This is a genomic window from Affinundibacterium fentianense (assembly GCF_018139545.1).
GTDB classification, from domain to species: Bacteria; Pseudomonadota; Gammaproteobacteria; order Burkholderiales; family Burkholderiaceae_D; genus Undibacterium; species Undibacterium fentianense.
The window spans coordinates 1,008,431-1,028,394 of sequence record NZ_JAGSPJ010000001.1 but is presented as its reverse complement, the minus strand read 5'-3'; the positions used below and the strand labels follow the sequence as shown (position 1 = coordinate 1,028,394).

At 46.4% G+C, this 19,964-nt stretch carries 19 protein-coding genes; 6 read left to right on the top strand and 13 right to left on the bottom strand.

Going from position 1 to position 19,964, the window contains the following annotated elements; all coding sequences use genetic code 11:
• Positions 1-213 precede the first annotated feature (213 nt).
• Positions 214-1,128 carry a transcriptional regulator GcvA gene (gene gcvA, locus KDM90_RS04525; protein WP_212674354.1) on the top strand — a complete coding sequence of 305 codons (915 nt, stop codon included), beginning with the start codon at positions 214-216 and terminating at the stop codon, positions 1,126-1,128.
• A gap of 59 nt (positions 1,129-1,187) precedes the next feature.
• Here gcvA and KDM90_RS18230 read toward each other — a convergent pair whose 3' ends face one another.
• Positions 1,188-2,729, bottom strand: a complete 1,542-nt coding sequence (locus tag KDM90_RS18230; protein WP_212674353.1) for a methyl-accepting chemotaxis protein — start codon at positions 2,727-2,729, stop codon at positions 1,188-1,190.
• Positions 2,730-3,400: 671 nt separating this feature from the next.
• Here KDM90_RS18230 and KDM90_RS04515 point away from each other — a divergent pair.
• Positions 3,401-4,171 (top strand): substrate-binding periplasmic protein, encoded by a 771-nt coding sequence (locus tag KDM90_RS04515; RefSeq protein ID WP_212674352.1) that lies wholly within the window; start codon positions 3,401-3,403, stop codon positions 4,169-4,171.
• Between the two features lie 73 nt (positions 4,172-4,244).
• On the opposite strand, the gene KDM90_RS04510 is transcribed toward KDM90_RS04515, so the two are convergent.
• The 3 genes from KDM90_RS04510 to KDM90_RS04500 form a co-directional block, all read right to left on the bottom strand.
• Complete coding sequence (locus KDM90_RS04510; RefSeq protein WP_212674351.1) at positions 4,245-4,997, bottom strand: substrate-binding periplasmic protein; 753 nt, start codon at positions 4,995-4,997, stop codon at positions 4,245-4,247.
• 248 nt (positions 4,998-5,245) lie between these two features.
• Positions 5,246-5,839, bottom strand: a complete 594-nt coding sequence (locus KDM90_RS04505; RefSeq protein WP_212674350.1) for an HD domain-containing protein — start codon at positions 5,837-5,839, stop codon at positions 5,246-5,248.
• A gap of 375 nt (positions 5,840-6,214) precedes the next feature.
• Positions 6,215-6,589 (bottom strand): TFIIB-type zinc ribbon-containing protein, encoded by a 375-nt coding sequence (locus tag KDM90_RS04500; RefSeq protein ID WP_212674349.1) that lies wholly within the window; start codon positions 6,587-6,589, stop codon positions 6,215-6,217.
• Positions 6,590-7,129: 540 nt separating this feature from the next.
• On the opposite strand from KDM90_RS04500, the gene KDM90_RS04495 reads away from it, so the two are divergent.
• The 3 genes from KDM90_RS04495 to KDM90_RS04485 all read left to right on the top strand — a co-directional run bounded on the left by KDM90_RS04495 (position 7,130) and on the right by KDM90_RS04485 (position 10,057).
• A complete protein-coding gene (locus KDM90_RS04495) occupies positions 7,130-7,597 on the top strand; it encodes a helix-turn-helix domain-containing protein (protein WP_212674348.1) in 468 nt (155 codons plus the stop codon).
• A 17-nt stretch (positions 7,598-7,614) separates the two neighbouring features.
• Positions 7,615-8,478: an acyl-CoA thioester hydrolase/BAAT C-terminal domain-containing protein gene (locus tag KDM90_RS04490; RefSeq protein WP_212674347.1), complete on the top strand. Its 864-nt coding sequence runs from the start codon at positions 7,615-7,617 to the stop codon at positions 8,476-8,478.
• A 259-nt stretch (positions 8,479-8,737) separates the two neighbouring features.
• Complete coding sequence (locus tag KDM90_RS04485) at positions 8,738-10,057, top strand: M20 metallopeptidase family protein (protein ID WP_212674346.1); 1,320 nt, start codon at positions 8,738-8,740, stop codon at positions 10,055-10,057.
• Positions 10,058-10,121: 64 nt separating this feature from the next.
• Here KDM90_RS04485 and KDM90_RS04480 read toward each other — a convergent pair whose 3' ends face one another.
• The 6 genes from KDM90_RS04480 to KDM90_RS04455 form a co-directional block, all read right to left on the bottom strand.
• Positions 10,122-10,532, bottom strand: a complete 411-nt coding sequence (locus tag KDM90_RS04480; protein WP_212674345.1) for a VOC family protein — start codon at positions 10,530-10,532, stop codon at positions 10,122-10,124.
• Between the two features lie 97 nt (positions 10,533-10,629).
• Entirely contained in the window at positions 10,630-10,977 is a 348-nt protein-coding gene (locus KDM90_RS04475) for a YciI family protein (RefSeq protein WP_212674344.1), read from the bottom strand.
• Between the two features lie 28 nt (positions 10,978-11,005).
• Positions 11,006-11,416, bottom strand: a complete 411-nt coding sequence (locus KDM90_RS04470; protein WP_212674343.1) for a VOC family protein — start codon at positions 11,414-11,416, stop codon at positions 11,006-11,008.
• A 64-nt stretch (positions 11,417-11,480) separates the two neighbouring features.
• Positions 11,481-11,837: a DUF1428 domain-containing protein gene (locus KDM90_RS04465; RefSeq protein ID WP_212674501.1), complete on the bottom strand. Its 357-nt coding sequence runs from the start codon at positions 11,835-11,837 to the stop codon at positions 11,481-11,483.
• A gap of 62 nt (positions 11,838-11,899) precedes the next feature.
• Positions 11,900-12,346 carry an SRPBCC family protein gene (locus KDM90_RS04460; protein ID WP_212674342.1) on the bottom strand — a complete coding sequence of 149 codons (447 nt, stop codon included), beginning with the start codon at positions 12,344-12,346 and terminating at the stop codon, positions 11,900-11,902.
• Positions 12,347-12,556: 210 nt separating this feature from the next.
• Positions 12,557-13,849 (bottom strand): RNA polymerase sigma factor, encoded by a 1,293-nt coding sequence (locus tag KDM90_RS04455; protein ID WP_212674341.1) that lies wholly within the window; start codon positions 13,847-13,849, stop codon positions 12,557-12,559.
• 354 nt (positions 13,850-14,203) lie between these two features.
• Between KDM90_RS04455 and KDM90_RS04450 the strand changes: the two genes are divergently transcribed.
• Positions 14,204-15,400: a M23 family metallopeptidase gene (locus tag KDM90_RS04450; protein WP_212674340.1), complete on the top strand. Its 1,197-nt coding sequence runs from the start codon at positions 14,204-14,206 to the stop codon at positions 15,398-15,400.
• A gap of 211 nt (positions 15,401-15,611) precedes the next feature.
• Here KDM90_RS04450 and KDM90_RS04445 read toward each other — a convergent pair whose 3' ends face one another.
• The 3 genes from KDM90_RS04445 to KDM90_RS04435 form a co-directional block, all read right to left on the bottom strand.
• The gene (locus tag KDM90_RS04445) at positions 15,612-16,418 is read right to left on the bottom strand and encodes a thioesterase family protein (protein ID WP_212674339.1); all 807 of its coding nucleotides are present in this window, start codon (positions 16,416-16,418) and stop codon (positions 15,612-15,614) included.
• Positions 16,419-16,701: 283 nt separating this feature from the next.
• Positions 16,702-19,005, bottom strand: coding sequence for a DUF4214 domain-containing protein (locus KDM90_RS04440; RefSeq protein WP_212674338.1), 2,304 nt, complete (start codon positions 19,003-19,005; stop codon positions 16,702-16,704).
• Between the two features lie 136 nt (positions 19,006-19,141).
• Positions 19,142-19,954, bottom strand: coding sequence for a LytR/AlgR family response regulator transcription factor (locus KDM90_RS04435; RefSeq protein WP_212674337.1), 813 nt, complete (start codon positions 19,952-19,954; stop codon positions 19,142-19,144).
• Between the last annotated feature and the right edge of the window lie 10 nt (positions 19,955-19,964).

Below are 19,964 nucleotides of genomic sequence, written 5' to 3'. Positions count from 1 at the left end.
ATCCGTAATGCCTGCGTTTAGGTTGCTGGTGGCACCAATTCTACTGGTTACAATGGTTCCAGCTGAATGACAAAAAGGTAGCTTCACAACTGTCCAATGCGGATAAAAAAGCGTTTGACATTCCGTCATTAAGGTTTGCATGCTAACGGCTTAGCTTGAAAAAGGCGAACGATACTTATTGACATCTATTGTAAGAAAAACTAACAATACTACATGTTTCCAACCTCGTTAAATTCGCTTGTTACTTTTGAAGCCGCTGCACGTCACAAGAGTTATTCTTTGGCTGCGGCGGAGCTACATATTACGCATAGCGCAATTAGCCAGCAAATGCGTTTGTTAGAGGAGTCGCTTTCGGTAGCTTTGTTTGAGCGCAAGGGACGGCAAATGCAGTTAACCCCAGAAGGGCAACAACTACTCAAGCAGATTCAGCCAGCACTGCGGCAAATAGCTCGAGCCTTGTCGCAGTTGACTTCTGATAAACGAAACAATGCAATTCGCGTCGCAACATTGCAGTCTTTCGCCACCTTTTGGTTACTTCCTCGATTGGGGCAATTTCAGTCGCGGCATCCCGATCTTGCCATCCATATCCAAGCAGCGATTGGACTCGTGAATCTCGATCGAACCAAAACCGATATTGCAATTCGTTTTGGTCTGGGAAAATGGGAAGATTACGATGCAGAAAAATTACTCGATGATCAGTTATATCCGGTTTGTAGTCCGAGTTTCAACGGTGGCCGATTTCCAAGCAAGCCCAAACAATTGCGAAATTATCGAATTTTAAGTGTGGAAAACGGGCGCGAGTGGCACAACTGGAGCTGCGTAGCAGGCGTTGACATCAACCACTTTCAACACGACACCCATCATAGTGATAGTAATTTGATGTTAACAGCAGCGAAAGCGGGTCAGGGGATCGCGGTAGCACGGCATAGTTTGGTCGCGGGGGAGATAGAAGCGGGTAATTTGGTGAGATTGTTCGATCTGATTGCACCATCCGATTATAGTTACTATTTGGTCACGCCCAAGGGACTACAGAAAAGTGAGGCCTTATACGCATTTGAGCAATGGTTAAAAGAAGAGGCGCTTCATTTTCAACTAAAGAGCCAATCCTCACTTCAGGTTCCTGCTTAATTGAACATTGAATTCAAAACTTCGGATGTATGATCGATTGCATTGGGTCATCCTTGCGCTCAGCGTAGTTTAAATACCGATACCGCGGTGATGAGTTCGCCAGCTTGCGATTTGAGGCTGGCTGCTGCTGCTGCCATTTCTTCGACCAAGGCAGCATTTTGCTGCGTGCTGGCATCCATTTGTGTCACAGCCTGATCGACACGCCCAACCCCTCGCGATTGCTCTTCACTAGCCGCACTGATCTCGGCCATAATGTCGGTCACACGTGTGATGGCACTGACGACTTTTTCCATCGTTGAACCAGCTTGATCAACCAAAGCAGAGCCTTCATTCACACGTTCGACACTGGCACCGATCAAATGCTTGATTTCTTTGGCAGCTTCCGCCGAGCGACCAGCCAAACTCCTGACTTCTGACGCGACCACCGCGAAGCCTCTGCCTTGTTCTCCTGCGCGAGCTGCCTCAACCGCAGCATTGAGCGCGAGAATATTTGTTTGAAATGCAATGCTATCAATCACACCGATAATATCGGCAATCTTTGTTGATGCTGTATTGATACCTTTCATGGTTTCCACAACCTCTGCGACGACTTGACCGCCTTGTGACGCGATCTCCGATGCTGAGACCGCGAGCTGGTTGGCTTGCCGTGCGTTCTCCGCATTTTGTTTTACGGTTGTATTCAGTTGTGCCATTGCGCTGACGGTTTGTTCCAAGCTCATGCCTTGATCTTCAGTCCGCTGACTTAAGTCCATATTACCCGTTGCGATTTCGGCGCTTGAGGTTGCAACACCGTCAGAAGAATGGCGAACCTTACTAACAATCTCAATCAGAGCTTGTTGCATTGCGTGGAGCGAGGCGAGTAATGGACTAAATTCATCATGGCTATCGTCGATAACGGCGTGGACTAAGTCGCCGTGGCGCACGCGCTCCGCAATTTCTTGCGATATTTCCACCCGTTTGCGGAGCACACGAGCGAGGTAAGCAGAGAAGATGACCAACCCGATTGCCACCACTAACACTAAGCCTACGATTTGATAGCCTGTCATATCCGCTTCTTTGGAAAAAGTCGCCAATTCGTGTCTTAGTTGTTTGGTTTGTCGGTCTTTTTCTTGCCCACTCGCAGTCAATAGTAAATTACGTGCTGGAATCGTTTTACTGACAAGATATTCGAAAGCTTCGTCTTTTTTTCCATCTAAGATCAATTGAATGTTTTGCTCACCGATTTCCCAAAATCGTTTCATGATGGGCTTGAAATTCTCAATAAATGCACGCCCCTCTTTGGTGAATACGCCATGTTCGAAATCATTTAGATTTTGGTCAATTAGCTGCCGCTTTTCTTTGATGTCTGCCATTGTCGCGGCCAATTCTTCTGGCGAGCGCGATAAGATACCGTGGCGAAGCAAAAGTGAAGTGCGTGTGACATTTAATTCGATCGCTGCAATTTGCATCATCTGTGGCACGCGCTTTTCTTCGGTTTGAACCACCATGGTTTTGATCCCTTTTAATGAGACCCAAGCATCAATGGCGACAACCGCAAGCGCGATGATCAGGAGAAAGGAGACCACATACAGTCGTTTAGCAATACCCATTTGAGAAAACATTGTGAGCCTTTGAGAAAGCAAGTATAAAAGACGAGCAAATAAAAATTACCGTATGGCAATATAACGATGTTTTCGTTCCGGTGGACATAAAATTTATCCTAATGCATTGAAATTAAACATCTTTAACGAAATTCATGATTATTATTTAACTTTGTATTGCGATTCGTGCGTTGGGGGCTGTTTACCATCGTAGTCGTCTGTGAGATTTCTAGCTAGCTCAATTGCTTACTTTTGATGCGTTTTTGGTGAATCTGCGACACGACTGAAAAACCTTATTCTGCGTGGTGGCAAATCGTCTCAACACTATTGCCGTCTGGGTCGAATACGAAAGTGCCATATTAATGTCGGTGGTAAAGCGGGCGCAGTCTCGGGAAGGCGTTTAGACAAGGGAGTTTGTATTTCGTTCAGCTCTGATAATTTCGCTCGATCTTTCGTTTTGATTTTAATTTATGCCATTGAGTTGAGATGCACTAGTGAACTGCGTCCATCGAATTGGCTCTTGTTTGGAACGTGTCCAAAACTACCTTGTGGCGCTCGTTGTTGGCAGTTATTTGCTGTTTCTGCTATATAGTTCAAATGTAGCAACTTAGTTTATTGGTTTTTGGTTTGTTGGTGTGTTCGATGGCTGTTTCGTTTTAGTAAAAGGAAGTGTTGGAATGCAGAGGAGTCCGATGAACGTTTTGATTGTGGTATTCACGCTCTTCGTGTGCGGATTTCCACAACTGACATCGGCGGAGATTCACATACGGACAGCAGCGCAAGAATCATCCGAACCCAAATTTATCGCAATTAAAAGCCAAGGGAAACCCGCGATTAGTGGTATTTGTGTTGATATTTTTCGTTCGATAGAAAAGCGCTTTCCCACGATACATTTTAGTGGTGACCAGGTGTGGATGCCGCGCAGAAGGATGGATTTGTATTTTCAGGATAAGCGCATTGATCTCATTTGCGGTGTGCAAGATCTTCCACGTAATACGGCACAATATCAGTTATTAAGTACGGTTTTGTTTTCTGTTGATTACATGCTTGCCGTTCGGGCGGATGATCCAGTGCAAGTGAAGTCTTGGGAGGAGATACGGCAGCTTGGGGACAATGGCGTTATTTTGGCACTTCAAGGCTTTGGAATCGTCGATATTCTGCAAAAGATCGGCGGATTAAAATTAGATCCGAGCGCGACTTCATCACTTTCAAATCTAAGAAAACTGTTAGCAGGGAGAGGCCGATTTTATTGTCACCGCTCCCCAGGTCTCAAGTCGTCGATCCAACAAGCGGGGCTGTCTCGGGAAGTGCGTGTTCTAGATCACGTTTTTCATACTGAGAAGTTTTACATGGGATTGCGGAAAGACTTACCCGCTTTCGAGGTCAAAATGATTCAAGATGCTTTGCTTGATCTATCGAAAAGTGGAGAGTTGAAACGAATCTTTGATCGCTACCGCGACTGATACACCCTGTGATGGCGAAACGCCTGCAAATTCAATGCTATTAGGATTTATAAATCAAACCTAGACGGTCGATTTAGTATTTCGCATCGATGTTTTTGTAACTACCGTCTTGCTTCATTTCTCGCAACTTGGCGTTTAATAATGCAATCGTATTTGAGTTCATTTTAGGATTGCAGGCTAGGTAGTAATCAGATGTTTGGTAGTTAAACAGCCAAATGACTTTATCTTCGAGGTGATGTTCTGCGATGATTTTCTTGCCGTGAATGTCACCTGCCGTCGCATAATCAATCCGCCCAACAGCAACGTTCTTGAAGGTTGTTTCAGATTCACTAGAAGTAATCATGTGAAAACCGCGTTCCGAGAGGTAAGGCACTGAAACGTTGCCAATCTCGGTTCCGATTGTCGCGTGTTGAATGTCTTCGAGGCGTGTCACTTTTCCCAGCTTTTCAGGACTGCCAAAAACTGCCCAATGACCTGATGCGATGGGACCCACCCATTGAAACCATGATTCTCTTTCTTTGATACGCGCCGTTGAAAATACACAAGTATCTGGGTTCTTACGTGCGAGTTCGAAGGCGCGGTTCCAACTCATCATATTCATCTGGTAAGGCAGACGACTGCGCTTAAACAGTTCATGGACTTTGTCGGCGGATTGACCGTAGATTGCCTCGCCTTCTTTATCAACGATATTCAAGGGGAAAAGGTACTCTGTGGTGACTTGAATCGTCGTGTGTTTTGTTTGAGCTGTGCCAGCCCCGCTGATAGCCGACAGTAACAATAAGGCGGCTCGAGAGAGTTGTTGAGACAAGTACTTTGTTTTTCTCATTCTAATTGTACATTGTGGTTCAGAAGTGTATTCTCAATCTAAGGCATCGTGATGCGGCTTCAGTTTCGGCTTCGTAATTAAAGTGCATGCAGAGTAATCCATGCTACTTTTTTGGTCAATCATTGTTCATCAATTGAAGACGCAATCTCGCAGATCAGGGCGCAGCAACAACGGTTTACTGAATACCTTTTTAAAAAATAGAAAATTTATTGACAATAAAAGAGCAAAAATCTTCGATAAGCATGGCTTTACTCCTCTTTGAGCCAACCATTGCGCGTCGCTGTCTCAATCTGTGCTAGAACATAGTGCCATAGTTTAGGTGCCGACTTTTCTAAATACTGATTGCGTTGGATGACTTGATTTTTAGTGACGCTATTTTGCGCCCAGCTGCCGCCATTATTCTGCATGTTTTGGATCAGCGGCAAAATCCTATCCATCGCTTTGGCAAATTGGGCGTCAGGCGTCATGGCTTTTTCAAACTCATTCCATAAATCGATAAATTGGGCGTTATACGGTGCTGGCAATAATCCGAAAATACGTTCGGCAGCAGCGCTTTCCTTAATCGATTGTGCACTTAGGACAGCGAGGTGATCAAATGCGAATGTATCTCCCGCGTCGATCTCGACAATATCGTGAATTAAGAGCATCAAACTCACGCGCGCGATATCGACCGATGAATCAGCATAAGGTGCGAGGACATGAGAAGTGAGTGCGATATGCCAGCTATGTTCTGCACTGTTTTCGTAACGATTATTATCCGCCTTGATCAATGCTTTGCGATAGACTGCTTTGAGCTTATCAAGTTCTAAGATGAAATTGAGATGGTGGTGAAGATCTTGCATAATTAACCTGAAATGAAATTGGTCGAGTCTGTGCGTTTTGAAAGCTTAGTCGGGCTAGTGCGTTATGGTTGTCAGTCGACTATGTCATGGCAGAAAGCGTGGTCGAAGCGATAGCATGGACAGGTGTTGAATTAGATTTGAATTCGATTTGAATTCGATATGATACGGCTAATCATGCGTTGATAACGCATATTATGGATCGCACGCTTGGATGAAACGTCGATCCGATTCAGCGTAGGCTGAAGGAGAAAGTCTGGCAGATGCCTAGGAAGACGTCGACAGGACACCAAAGTGAGATTGCTTGGTGCCCGTGTCGTCGTAACAATTTAGTTCGACTCATATCTTGTCGGTGACTTTGGATTAGCGGTGCATGCATTAGTCGAAATCAAACAGCTCAGAGAGGAAGCTCTCCTTTCGTTTCTTATATTGAGTATTTTGCTGAGGGTAATGTGTTTGGTGGTGGTTAGAATACTGTTTTTGAGCTGGTGGATGATAGGCTGGTGCTGGGATATGTTTGTGCTCAGTGTGCCCAGGATGCGGCGAACTCGTTTGATGGATCTGACTTCCCATTGGGGGAAGGCTAGCGGTATCGGATTGCGGAATATGCGTTTGCGTCCCGGAAAGTTGGATAATTTTGTCTAATTCTCCTCGATCCAACCATACACCGCGGCACTGCGGACAATAGTCGATCTCGACGCCCTGACGTTCTGACATCAATAGGTGGCAGGTGGTGCAGACGGGACATTTCATGTGCTTTTCTCCTATGGGTAAATGCTGATTCAATGAGTCAATTTTTATCTGTCACTATCCGATTTGTGATGGTGTTCAAGCGATGTTGATTTCAAGTCCAAGTACCATCCTTATGTTCGTGCATAGGTCTTTCTTTAGCCGCAAATATGCCGAGTACGGTTTGATCTCTAAGTGAATTTTGCTTAGCTAGCAGGGCCTTAATTGGCACCATATCATGGTCAAAGCAAGGTCGATACGGAACCATGTGAGGCAACATTTTAAGTGTTTTGCATTGCGCGTGAGGTCGTAGTTGCTGGTAAAAAATCTTCAGATTTACCGGTAGGATTCGCAAGTGTTGGGTCGGATGGGTTGCTTTTTTTGCGAAATAAAAAAATACAGCAATGTGCTACCCAGTTGCCATGAGTGTGCAAAAAGTATCGATTCGTTATCCTTTGTCGTGCCATGTCGTCTTCGTGTCACATCGCTTTCGCCCGATTTCGTTACTGAAAACTGCAATTCCTCGTAAACTGGAATTTCCTTTAATGATGCAAGGAATACGCAATGTCGATTAAAAATCTTCGTAATGAGCGGGGCTGGACGCAAGCACAGTTGGCGGAATTCAGTGGTGTCAGCCAACGCACAATTCAGCGAATTGAAAAAGGGCAAGCTGCGACGGCAGAAACAGCCAAGTGTCTTGCTGCCGTATTTGAGCTCCCAATTACACAGCTTGGGCTGATTGAAGCGGTCGATGAAGCCCAACTGAATGAAGTGGAGAAAGCTGAACTCAAAAACATTCGTGCAATTCGGCACTTGATTGTCGAATTGGTGGCCTATTTCATTGTTGTGCCACTAATTTGTGTCGCGTCGTACGTCCACAATGGTGAAATCCGAAACGGTTTGGGACTCGCGGTCGGATGGGGCTTTTGGTTGGCATATCAAATCATCGAGCTATTCGATGCAAAGGCATTTTTCGGGGCGAATTGGGAAAAGCGCCAATTGGATCAGCGTTTAGGGAGGGACAAGAAATGAAGCGATGGATAACTTGCATGTCGATGTTCATACTGATTGGGTTTGATGTCTCGAATGTGGCGATTGCTCAAGATCAAGCGGTCGTTTTCCCTGAGAGGCACGGACAAGTTAGTCAACAATTGTTTGTCGGAAGTGGCAAAAAACAGGGATTGATCGTTGGATTGGGCGGCTCAGAAGGAGGAAATCCTTGGGCGAGTCAATTCTGGAAAGCACAGCGTGACCGCTTTTTGGAGCAAGGGTATGCTGTCTTAGCGTTGGGCTACTTTGGGACAAAAGAAACGCCAGCGAATCTCGACCGTATTGCTATTGAATCGATCCATGAAGCTGTGATGCAAGCCGCGCGCGCTCCTGGCATCAACTCTGAGTGCATAGTCGTGATTGGCGGTTCGCGCGGGGGGGAACTAGCTTTGTTGCTTGGCAGTCTTTATAGTGAATACGATGCGGTCATCGGGATTGTTCCAGGTAGTTCAGTATTTCCTGCTTTAACACTGACAATGGATACGCCGGGGTGGAGTCATCATGGCAAGGTATTCCCCTTTGTTCCAGTGTCAGAGGCGACTTACCCAGCCTTAATGCGACGCGATCTACGCGCAGCATTTTCCATTATGATGGAGGACCAACTTGCGATGGAAAGAGCGGCGATTTCCGTCGAAAAAATTAATGGCCCCGTGATGCTTCTTTCAGCAAAAAAAGATGAGATGTGGCCCTCGACAGAAATGTCTGAGAGACTTGTGCAACGACTTGAAGCAAAGCGTTTTCCTTTTCCAGTCCGACATATTGCTATAGATGGAAATCACCGAGCTCCACTTCGCCATTTCGATTACATCGAACAATTTTTACGCAGCGAACTCAAAGAGAGTAAATCAGAATGTGCAATGTAGTAAGCGCGGCGCTTCGGTAAATTGAAGAACCTGATGTGACAGCCAACAGCGATGGTGAACGTAACACGTGCGTACCTTGCGTATTGATTGAAGCCCTCATAACTAATTGAGTAGCTTGCAGTTTATCTCGAAAACAACAGTTGGTTTGGCGTGGCAATGATTTGCTTTACTCGTCTATATAATGGACTTTTAGTCAGAACGGTATTGCCGAACTAGGTCAAAGTTGACACGATGTATAGCTTACTTTAGAGGTGACATTATGGGGAAAAAGAGTCTTCGCTTGCGATCGATGGTGGCGTTGCTTGCTTTGGGTGTTTTTAATGTAACAATTGCCCATGCCGATGATTTATTCCGCTATTACCAACATTTGCATGCGAATCCGGAATTGTCGCATTTCGAGAAAAATACTTCTGCAAATTTGGCAGCAGAGTTACGCAAGGCTGGCTACAAAGTGACCGAGCGCGTCGGAAAATATGAGGACGGTAGTCAAGCCTATGGTGTCGTTGCTGTGCTAGAAAATGGGCCAGGGCCACGCCTCTTAATTCGCGCAGATATGGACGCGTTGCCGATTGTCGAAGAAACCGGATTGCCGTACGCTAGTAAGATTAAAGCCAAGAACGCCATGGGGCAAGAGATTGGTGTAATGCACGCTTGTGGCCACGACTTGCATGTGACAGCCTTGGTTGGAACGGCGCGAGAGCTTGCGGCTCGGCGTCAAGAGTGGCGTGGAACTTTGGTTCTGGTCGGTCAGCCATCTGAGGAGACCTTGGATGGCGCACAAGCGATGTTGCGGGATGGATTGTATGAGCGTTTTGGGCGACCAGATATGGCATTGGCCATGCATGACAGTGCCGCAATACCAACAGGCGAGGTGGGCGTATATGCTGGTGCGACCCATGCTGCGGTAACGTCCATTGATGTGATCATACGAGGAGTGGGTGGTCATGGTGCTGCCCCCCATCGGGGACGCGATCCTATCGTGATGGCCGCACAATTTATCAACCAAATTCAAACCATCGTGAGCCGTAATCAAGATCCGCTTGACTCAGCTGTGGTGACGGTCGGAAGTATTCATGGTGGCACCAAACGTAATATTATCCCCGATGAGGTAAAACTAGAATTAACAACACGAGCGCATAGCGATAAGGCAATGAAGATCATCATCGATGGGATCCGCCGTGCCGCCGATGGTTTGGCAGTGAGCAATGGTCTTGCGGAAGATCGCAAACCTATCGTTAAAATCATAGAAACGGAAACGGGACCCGCGAATGTCAATAATCGGGATCTGGTTGCGCGCGTAAAAAAATCGATTGCAAAGGTACTTGGTTCGGCTAAAGTCAGTGATGGATTCCCTATCATGGGCAGTGAGGATTTTGCCCTGTACAGTTTGCCACAACGCGAAATTCCAACCGTTCTTTTTAATGTGGGTGTAACCGAAGCCGAACATCTAGCGAAAGCTAATGCGGGGCTAGCCTATGTTCCTGGTACTCACACCAGCAAATTTGCGCCGATTGCGGAGCCCGCGATCAAGGCCTCGGTACAGGCAATGAGCGCCGCAGCGATCGATCTACTGCAGTAGCAATAGCATTCCCCCTCGCGGCGCCGAAGTTGGGAATGCTCATGACAGACAGTTTTGCAGGAGACTAGTCTTCTGTTGGCATTGCAGACATATCCATCCATACCGCACCCCAAATATGACCATCAAGATCAGCGAAGTCGCGGCCATACATGAAACCATGATCTTGAATTGGATTGATATCGGCGATTCCGCCCTTTGTTAGAGCAACCTGATTCATCGCATCCACATCTTCGCGCGAATCACAGCTTATATTCAGCGCGACTTCGCTTGATGTAGTTGGAGGAATTGGGCGTGTCGTAAAGCTGCTCCATTTTTCGTGCGTCAACAACATGACGCTGATGGTGTCGCTCCACACCATTAATGCTGCACTTTCGTCGCCCCATTTTGGATTGAATGTAAAGCCGAGCTCTGTATAGAACGCTTTCGACGCATTGATGTCGGTGACGGGTAAGCTGATCGTGATGGTCTTAGCCATGTTTTTCCTTTTTTTAAATAAAGTGACTCATTGAAAGCAAACAGTGAATTCGTTCTGTCCTCGTAATGATCGTTTGACCCTAGCAGGTTGAATATGATTAGCTCGGCGCGACACCCAAATCTAATTCGCGTACTGGCCGGACTTCGATACTTCCGAATTTGGCGGGAGGAATTTTTGCGGCCCAGCTGACTGCCTCATTGAGATCTTTGGCATCAATTAAATAGAAGCCTGCTAAATGTTCTTTGGTCTCAGCAAAGGGGCCGTCAGTCATCGACATTTGTCCATTACGTACTCGTACCGTTGTCGCGGTTTGTATTGGGTGTAAGGGTTCTGCGGCGATCATATGCCCACTTTTGGCGAGTTGCTCGGCAAAGGCAAAACATGTTGGGTCAGGACATGCATTCCAATTCTCTTCTGATAGATAGACGAGACACAGGTATTTCATGACGGTGCTCCTTTTTCAATTAGGATAGTTAGGTGGTGGCGAGTGCAGTAGGGTCCATCCAAAATATTTCCCACACATGACCGTCTGGGTCTTGTACCGAGCGACTGAACATGAAGCCGAGATCTTGTTGCGGATTGGGATCTGCTAGGCCACCTGCAGCGACCGCAAGATCAAGCGTTGCATTCACCTCGTCGCGACTATCGAACGTGAGTGCAAGCAAGCTGGCACTAGTGGCGTGCGTATTTGCAATCGGTCGGGTCGTGAATGTGCTGTATTTGGCGTGGGTCAGCAGCATGACATGGATGGATTCTGAAAGCACCATGCAAGCGGCGGTATCGTCTGAAAACTGCGGATTTCTGCTGCCGCCGATCGCAGTATAAAAGGCAATAGAATTTGAGAGCTCAGTGACTGGTAAATTGACAAAAATCATTTTTGGCATAGGGATTCCTTTGAGGTTTGATTAATCAAGTGTCGTGAAATGTCGTATTCAATTGAAAGGTTTTTTATTCAATTTCTAGTAGCATCTCAAAGCCACCATAAATGAGGCGCTGCCCATCAAAAGGCAAAATTCGATCTTGATCACTCAGTCGTGGGTCTTGCATTACCTTTCCCCAAGCCTGATCTCGTATAGTGCGCGAAGGCCAACGTACCCATGAGAAAACGACCGTTTCATCCTCTTTTCGTTGGACAGCTAGTGGAAAAGAAGTCACTTTTCCATCAGGCACATCATCCCCCCAGCATTCCACGACTTGTAGTGCCCCATGCTCTTTGAATACGCTCGCAATGAGCTTTGCATGGGTAAGATATTGTTCTTTGTTCGCAGTCGCGACCGCGCATACGAATCCATCAACATAGGCCATCATTCGTCTCCATTTCTGTTTTTGATTGTCAATTCAATGCTTGTTTGAGCCCGTTCTCAAATCTAACCAGCAATGTCTGGCTCGACCAATTTTGCCAACTGCTCTAGAGATTCTTGCCAGCCGAGATAGCACATTTCGACGGGAATGACCTCAGGAATACCACTCTGAACGACATTCAATTCCGTGCCACAGGCGACTGCTTTGAGTGTAATCGTGACGAGCAACTCGCCTGGAAGATTGGGATCTTCAAATTTGTCGGTATAGCGCAGCAATTCGCCTGGAATGAGTTCTAAATACTCACCCCCAAAAGCATGTGAATGTCCTGTTGAAAAATTCTCGAATGACATCCTAAAGGTGCCACCGACTTTGGTATCCATGTGGTGCACCGTGCAAGTGAACCCGTAGGGCGCTATCCATTTCGCGGTGGCCGCTTTGTCCAAAAAAGCGCGATAAACTTTGTCGGGACTCGCTTTGAGAATACGGTGTAGTTGAACTGTACCTGTTGTCATTGAAGGTTCTCCTCATGTTGAATGATGTTGAATCGGATGCATGGAACGCGAACTGCCCGTGTCACTTGTGTTCTTAGCATGACTGCTCTCCTTTTCTTTACTTAGTCGAACCGAGGAAGCCCAATTCGACACGAACTTAAAATTTTTTTTTATATTGTTTGGTTTTTGAGTGAAGACTCGTACGCGAGTCTTTATTAAGGCGAGATTTGTTTATGCGATTCCTTGAGAAAGTGTCTGCATCTCAGCGATACGTCGTTTCAGAAATCGTTGTTCTGCACCTTGTTTGCTTAAGCTTAACGCTTGTTCATATGCTGCCTTGGCTTCTTGAAAATAAGCTAAACGCCGATACATATCCGCTTGTGCGGCATGAGCTAAATGGTACTTTCGCATCGACTCGTCTTGCAAAAGTGTGGTCACTATGGATAATCCTCGCGCTGGTCCTTCGTGCATGGCAACAGCGACCGAGCGATTGAGGCTCACAATCGCACTAGGCTCTAGACGAAACAAAGCGTCATAGAGTCCGATGATTTGAATCCAATCGGTGTCCTTGCTGGTTTTGGCTTCCGCGTGCACGGCAGAGATTGCTGCTTGCAAACTATAAATACCGAATTGTCCTGTGCGTAGTGCTTGCTCCGCTAAGCTACATCCCTCGTCAATCAATGCGGCATGCCACAGACTCCGATCTTGTTCGTCGAGTGGGATGAGATCATGTTGGGTTGAATCTTGTGTCCTTAACCTAGCGGTGCGGCGAGACTCATGTAACAACATCAGAGCCAATATGCCCATTATTTCCGCTTGTTCAGGTAGTAGATCACGTAGTAAGCGAGCCAATCGAATTGCTTCATTCGACAGTTCACTACGAGTGAGAGAATCGCCACTTGAAGCAGAGTAACCCTCGTTAAATACCAAATAAATTACACGTAATACACTCGCGAGTCTTTCTGGAAGCTGCGCTGCTTCTGGCACTTGATATGGAATCCGTGCATCGCGAATTTTGGTTTTGGCACGAACAATCCGTTGCGCCAAAGTTGGGGCGGGTAGCAAAAATGCGTTGGCAATTTCTTCGGTCGTGAGTCCGCAAACTTCACGTAAAGTCAGCGCGACTTGCGCATCAAATGAGAGGCTAGGGTGACAGCAGGTGAACACCAATCGTAAGCGATCGTCTTCCAGTATTTGGTGCTCTTGGATTTCGTCCCATGTTGGGGTCTCGTCTGCTATGTTTTCGGCCTGTTCGGCTGCATCGTCCCATGCAGTAAGCCGTTGGTTACGTCGTATCCCATCAATCGCTTTAAAGCGACCTGCGGAGACTAACCAAGCATTCGGATTAGCAGGAAGTCCTTGTGTGGGCCATTTCTCGATAGCTGCGCGAAAGGCCTCGTGTAGCGCTTCTTCTGCCCAATCGAAGTCACCTAAAAGGCGCACCAATGTGGCGAAAATGTGTCGCGATGAACCACGGTAGATCTGGTCAATTGTGTCTCTAATGTGATCGTGATGAGCGTGCATAGTGTGTACCAATTTGAATAAAGACCAAAAATTTAGGCGTATCGCATCATCGATTGATTCCTTGGTAGGTTGAAATCTATTCCACAAGGCCCCGCATACTTTCCCGAAGATCTATTGCAATGTATTATTTTATATTTTCTCGTTATCTTTTATTTTTGTTACTTTTTAACCTAATGTGCGGCTTGAAATTAAATCGAATTGTACTGGCTAGCATCGCACAAAATACTGCCTCTATTGATTCTTTTTTTCATGGCGATTACGACTAACCATACGATCACAAGCATATTGATTTCGGTGCGGCAGATTGTTTGGCACTGACGATCGATGAAGAAGATCAAACTTTAGGATGGATGTATGCGTTCATTACCATACAGCTTACTTCGTTTTTGTGCCGGTATCATCTTATGTGCGAGTGGGGTTTCTTGCGGCGGCTCTGGCGGAACGAACGCTAGTTCAAACCCAGCGCTACCAAATAATCCCAGTACAGGAAATGATCTGCCCGCCATTCCTACAGTGGCACCAACTTATCTGGTGCCACCACCAAGTGGGAAACTACCATTTCCGCAACATGCTCCCAATATGACGGCAATGGAATATGAGCAGATGCGATCTAGCTTGTGGGTACTAAACAATTTTGCGATGTACCAAGGCAGTGATGACGGGCGCAGTAGTATGTATTTGCATGATGGTTTAGACTTTATGCTAGCTGACGGTAGTCCAGTGTATGCAGTTCAAACTGGTGTGATTCGCGATATAAGTGGTGACATTATTACAGTGGATGATCCAGCCAAGCCTGAAACAGCATGGCAAATGGCGCACTTGGTGGTTGATCCACGCCTCAAAGTCGGCTCGCAAGTATGGCAAGGCCAGTATGTAGGGCGCATATTAAAAGGGAATTCGCATACCCATTTCAATTACGTACAACGTGCCGCAACTGGCTCATGGTTTCGCGATACGATTTCACTCTATCCCAATCATTTATTCACGCTTCCGGACGAACAAAAGCCCGAGTTTAATAGCGGATTGCGTTATTTCAAGAATGCGAGTGAAGTGGAGATCAATCCCAGCCAAGGCATTTACGGCAAAGTTGATATCGTCCTCGCCATACGCGACTTGAGTCCAAATCATCCAAGCAATTATGTTAGTCGAAGCGCGCCAGAAAAATTCGAGATTCGCATCAGTGATTTACAAGGCCAAATAAAATGGCAACATCAATCACAGCTGCAGAATATTCAGTTGACGCCACCATTTCTGGGTGACATAAACACAGCAAAAGCAGAGGCCAATTTGTTATTTAAACGCCCCGATTTACTCGAGGCTGGCTCGTGGACTAAGAAGGCCTATCTTTGGTGGGTGCTAACAAATTTACCGAATCATACCGTGCCGCAAAAAATCAATGCGCGCGACGAAGATTTATACTGGGATACCGCTGCCAAGAATGCACAAGGCGACGCTGTATTTCCGAATGGACTGTATTCCGTCATCGTCATTGCAAGCGATCAGAATGGCAATGTCGGACAAATGCAAGAAACCGTTCGTATCAATAACTAAAAGGTGTGGATCGTCAATCTGTCGAGAATGCTACAAGACCATGCTTAGCACACTTAATTCGTTTGGTGATGGCCTCAAGCTCTTTCATAAACTCAAAATCCAACAGAACAAAACAGAGCAAAATAGAGCAAAGCCGAAGTGTATTTCTTTTGGCTTGAAGCTTAGTCCTAAGTCTAGTTCTAAGCACTTTCTTCGCACTATTTAAGTGGCGTCAAGCAAAGACAGTGACGGTTTGACGGCTAATCGCAACGAGTTGGCCATCTTCATTCCAGACCTCAGCCGCAATATGACCATAACCGTTGTGCGCGGCATCCGTCTGTGCGCGGTATTGCCACCATGGATTAGTTTGTTGTGACAAGGCCGCCGCGTCTATGCTGGGAAATTCCAAAGTCCACGTTAAGCTGCTGGCAGGGCTGGGACGTTCCAGCATTTGCAAAATTGCTGGCGGCCACGCGTCGATGAGTGCAATCAAACTCAATAGTGGCGCACATGCAGCGCTCACTTCCGCGCTGTCCTTCCAACGCATCCAGCCATTGATGTGCGACTTCGATGAGGCGCTGAATGGCAAATCACAATCGGTATAAAGAAAGTCGATCTTGCGCGTGAACTCGGGCACGATTCCGTCGATATACGGGAAGCTTAGGCCATCTTTGATCGCACCAATATTCGGCGCCGCCTCACTCGTGACGACGACTTGCGAACTGCGTGCCGCACCAAAACTGGCGAGTGCGCTTACAACGACCTTATCTTGTTGCATTACATGACATTGCATTTGCGTGACCGATTTTCCTGCGCGTAGCACCTCAGCTTTGAATTCAACTTCGCCTACTTCAACTGGCGCAACAAATGAAATTGTCAGGGCGCGCAGCTTTGCATCACTCGTTGAGCGCGCTTGCAAATGCGCAACCACTAAGGCACCTAAAATGCCTCCAAATAGAGCGCGACCTTGTCCCCAACCAGACTCCATTATCACGGTAGAAGATTGCTCGGCTTGTTCTAACATCGTTTCAAAACTCATCTCATTCCTTCTATGTTTAAATTCTATTCTTGCAAACCTGTGTCTCGCTGTGAATGCAGGACAATGTAAGAGAATGCTTAGTCGTTATTCACATGTACATCCCAGAGCAAATCTTTATAAGAAAATTCGGGCTGGAGAGACTCGTCGCTCGGAAAGTACATGTGCATTGGATTGTGAACCAATTCACCGAGATCTGCTGATGAAATGGCGGCTTGGCAAAAACAGCCGCCTTACTAAGCTTACTAAGGAATGACAATGGTTGATTGTAATCGATGCGCCTATATCATTGGCGATACCAATGAATTTGCCCTTTGAGTGCACTGGTTCCGCCTTCGCAGTGCTGCTCAAAGCGCATTTCTAACGCGGCGACTGAGCCAGCGGACCATGTAATTTTATCGATTGCAAACCAGCCCGTTAAAGTGTTGCAACCTCGGCCATTGCCAGAAAAGCTTAATCCGCCTTTGGCTGCATTATGAAATGGATAGCGTTGGAGGCCACCATAGTAGCCTGGCTTCAAAAGTTCTAAAGAATTCATTGCTTGGAAAGTCGCACTCCAATATTCTTGACCACTGATGCCAAGGTTAATTCTCCCTGTTCCAATATCCAAAGAAATCTTGGCATTGGTGTCAGTATAAGTGTAGGTGCGCCCGGCGCCAATGTAGTCGTTGGAATCACTTTGAAGATAGACGTAATTGCCAGTACTCGGCACCATGTTTGTTTGTGGGCGCCAGAGTGTCGCTGGGATTGGGAATACGGGACCTAATGAAGAGGCAACGGCGTTTTTATCCCATTTGATCTTTCCGCGTAACGCCGATGAGCCACCTTCACAATACTGTGCAAAGCGCATTTCGATCGATTGCAGTTGCCCACCACTAAAGCTAATGCTATCAATCGCAAACCAACCATTGAGCGTGTTGCAGCCTCGTCCTTCGCCGCTCCATGAGATACCGCCAATCATAGGATTGTTGAAAGGGTAGCGCGTTAGTTTCCCGTAGTACCCAACTTGCATTTGAGACAGACCTTGCATCGCTTTGAATTCGCCTCGCCAAGCTTGATCCCCGCCAACGTTAATTGACAGAAAGTCTGAACCGGAATTCAATACGAAGTTTGTATCGTCATTGGTGTAAGTGTAAGTTTTTCCACCTCCAATGTAATCTCCTGAGTCACTTTGCAGATATACATAGTTACCAGTAGAGGGTGTCATGCCTGATTGTGGTTGCCATAGATCGGAGGGGATCGGTAAAACAGGTCCGAGTGGATTGGCAGTATCGTCTTTTTGACTCCAATGAATGGCACCACGCAAGGCGTATGTTCCGCCTTCGCAATGCTGTTCAAAGCGCATGTCAAGTTGGGAGATGGCCCCGGAGGTGATTTCAATTTTATCGATAACGAACCATCCAGTTAATTGATTGCATCCACGACCTTGACCAGACCACGATAGACCGCCTTGCCCGTTACTATTAAAAGGATAACGGGTTAAACCACCGTAATAGCCTTTGAGTAATTTATTTTGTGAGGCCATCACTTGAAAATCACCACTCCAAGATTGGTTGCCAGTGACACCGATATGAATTGTGTCGGTCGAATTACGCACAGAAAATATCGTATCTGTATTGGTATAGAGGTAGGTTTGTCCTCCGCCAATGTAATCACCGCCGTCACTTTGAAGATAGATGTAGTTGCCACTAGCAGGTAATGAAGTCGGGTTCGGCGACCATAAATTCGAAGGTGTGTTTGGGTCGCGTGAAGGATAGGATTCAATACCGATCATTGCTTTGGCAGTCTCCGTATCACTGGCCGTGACCGCGGCGGCGATCGCCATCCCTTTCTTGATCGAATCTTCTGCCGAGTTATAGGATAGGCCGTGCTCGACACTAAAGTAATGCGCTATTTTGATTTTGTTTGTCAATAATTGGTCGACCCAACCCCATGTCACATCACCTTTAAAATTATGCGCGACCGATAGCATGGTGCTGACTAATTTTCCTTTGGTCACTTGGCCAGAACGAAGCAAATCGGCCCAATAGTTCACGTCAGCATCAGGTGGTGCCGTTGCACCGGAGCGGCCAAGAACGTTTTTGTAAATGACTTTGACGAAATCGACGTTACTCATACTATTTGAGTAGCCAGTGATCGATGCATATTGAATCGCAGCTTGGTAAAAGCTGTCTGCAATCTGTTCTAGACTCGCGCCACCGCGCAATTGATCGATCCAATAGTTTAAGCCGTCTGCGTCTGGAACTCGATTGAAAAAGGCAACATAGAGTTCGAGCAAGCTGTTTAAATCGGAAGATTTGAGCTTAGCTGCTTGAAGTTGTGTTGAAAGAGTGACGGAAACATCGTCAAATTTTAGAACGCTCGAATCTGATACTGTCGTAGTCGTCTGCGTCTTGATATGTTGAACTGCGTACCCCGTGTTTGTTTTGGTGATTACATAGTCTGCACGTTGACCAATAAACGGGATGATTAAATTGCTTGGAGCAGGTGCGTGGCTGCTGTATTCGCTTACCTGATTTGAGCCAGCGCCACCGCAGCCGGCCAGCACACATGAAAGTACGAAAGCGACAAGTCTAAAAACAAAACGCATTAATTCCCCCCCCTTAAAGTAGGCGCATATTAGACACTGAAAGTAATTAAAAAATCAATTTAAATTTGCTAGATTGGATGCGCAACTTTAGCTTAGTGAGGTCAGACACTTCTGCGAAGTGAAACTCTGCTTCGACTCAACTGGATTCTCTGAATAAATAGCCGAAGCTTCTGCTTACCGTTAAGCGTTCCGTACAGTTCTTTAGATTCACTTCTAAGCGTTCGCTATCGATTCTTTCTGCTGATTCAATCGCGTGTGCGTTCACCACCGTGCCGCGATGAATTTGCCAGAAAATTTCTGGATCCAGCATCTCGATTAAATCTTTGAGTGCCGTGCGAATATAAGCTTCACCGTCTTTGGTTACGATGCGTGTGTACTTGGTATCTGATTGCAAGAATAAAATATCATTGAGATGAATCAAGCGAATTTGCTTGCCAACACTGGCCCTGAGCCATTTTGGTTTGGTCTTTTTTTCGTTCGCTTGGTTTTCATGAGCAATGCTATTTAGTGCTTCCGTCTGTGATTTTGAGATACTACTTTCTACCGTTTGCGAAATGAGCTTGCCTGAACTTTGAATGCGTTCAACGAGACGCTTGATCGTTTGCTCTAAGCGTTCTAGGGTCACGGGTTTAAGCAGGTAATCGAGCGCTGCATGTTCAAACGCTTGCAACGCATGTTGATCGTAGGCGGTGACAAAGACGATGTGTGAACGTGCGCGAATTCGTTCTGCAACGGCCAGCCCGCTTAATCCAGGCATTTGAATATCGAGGAATACCACATCCGGTTCATGCTTTAACCACAAGTCCCAGGCATCATTGCCATTCTCAGCAATCGCGACAATTTGGGCTTGCGGGCAGCACTGTTTCAATTGCGAGACAAGGCGTTCGCGCATCATGTCTTCATCTTCGGCGATTAGCACTGTAAACGTGGATTGGACTAAATGATTCATATATTTTCTA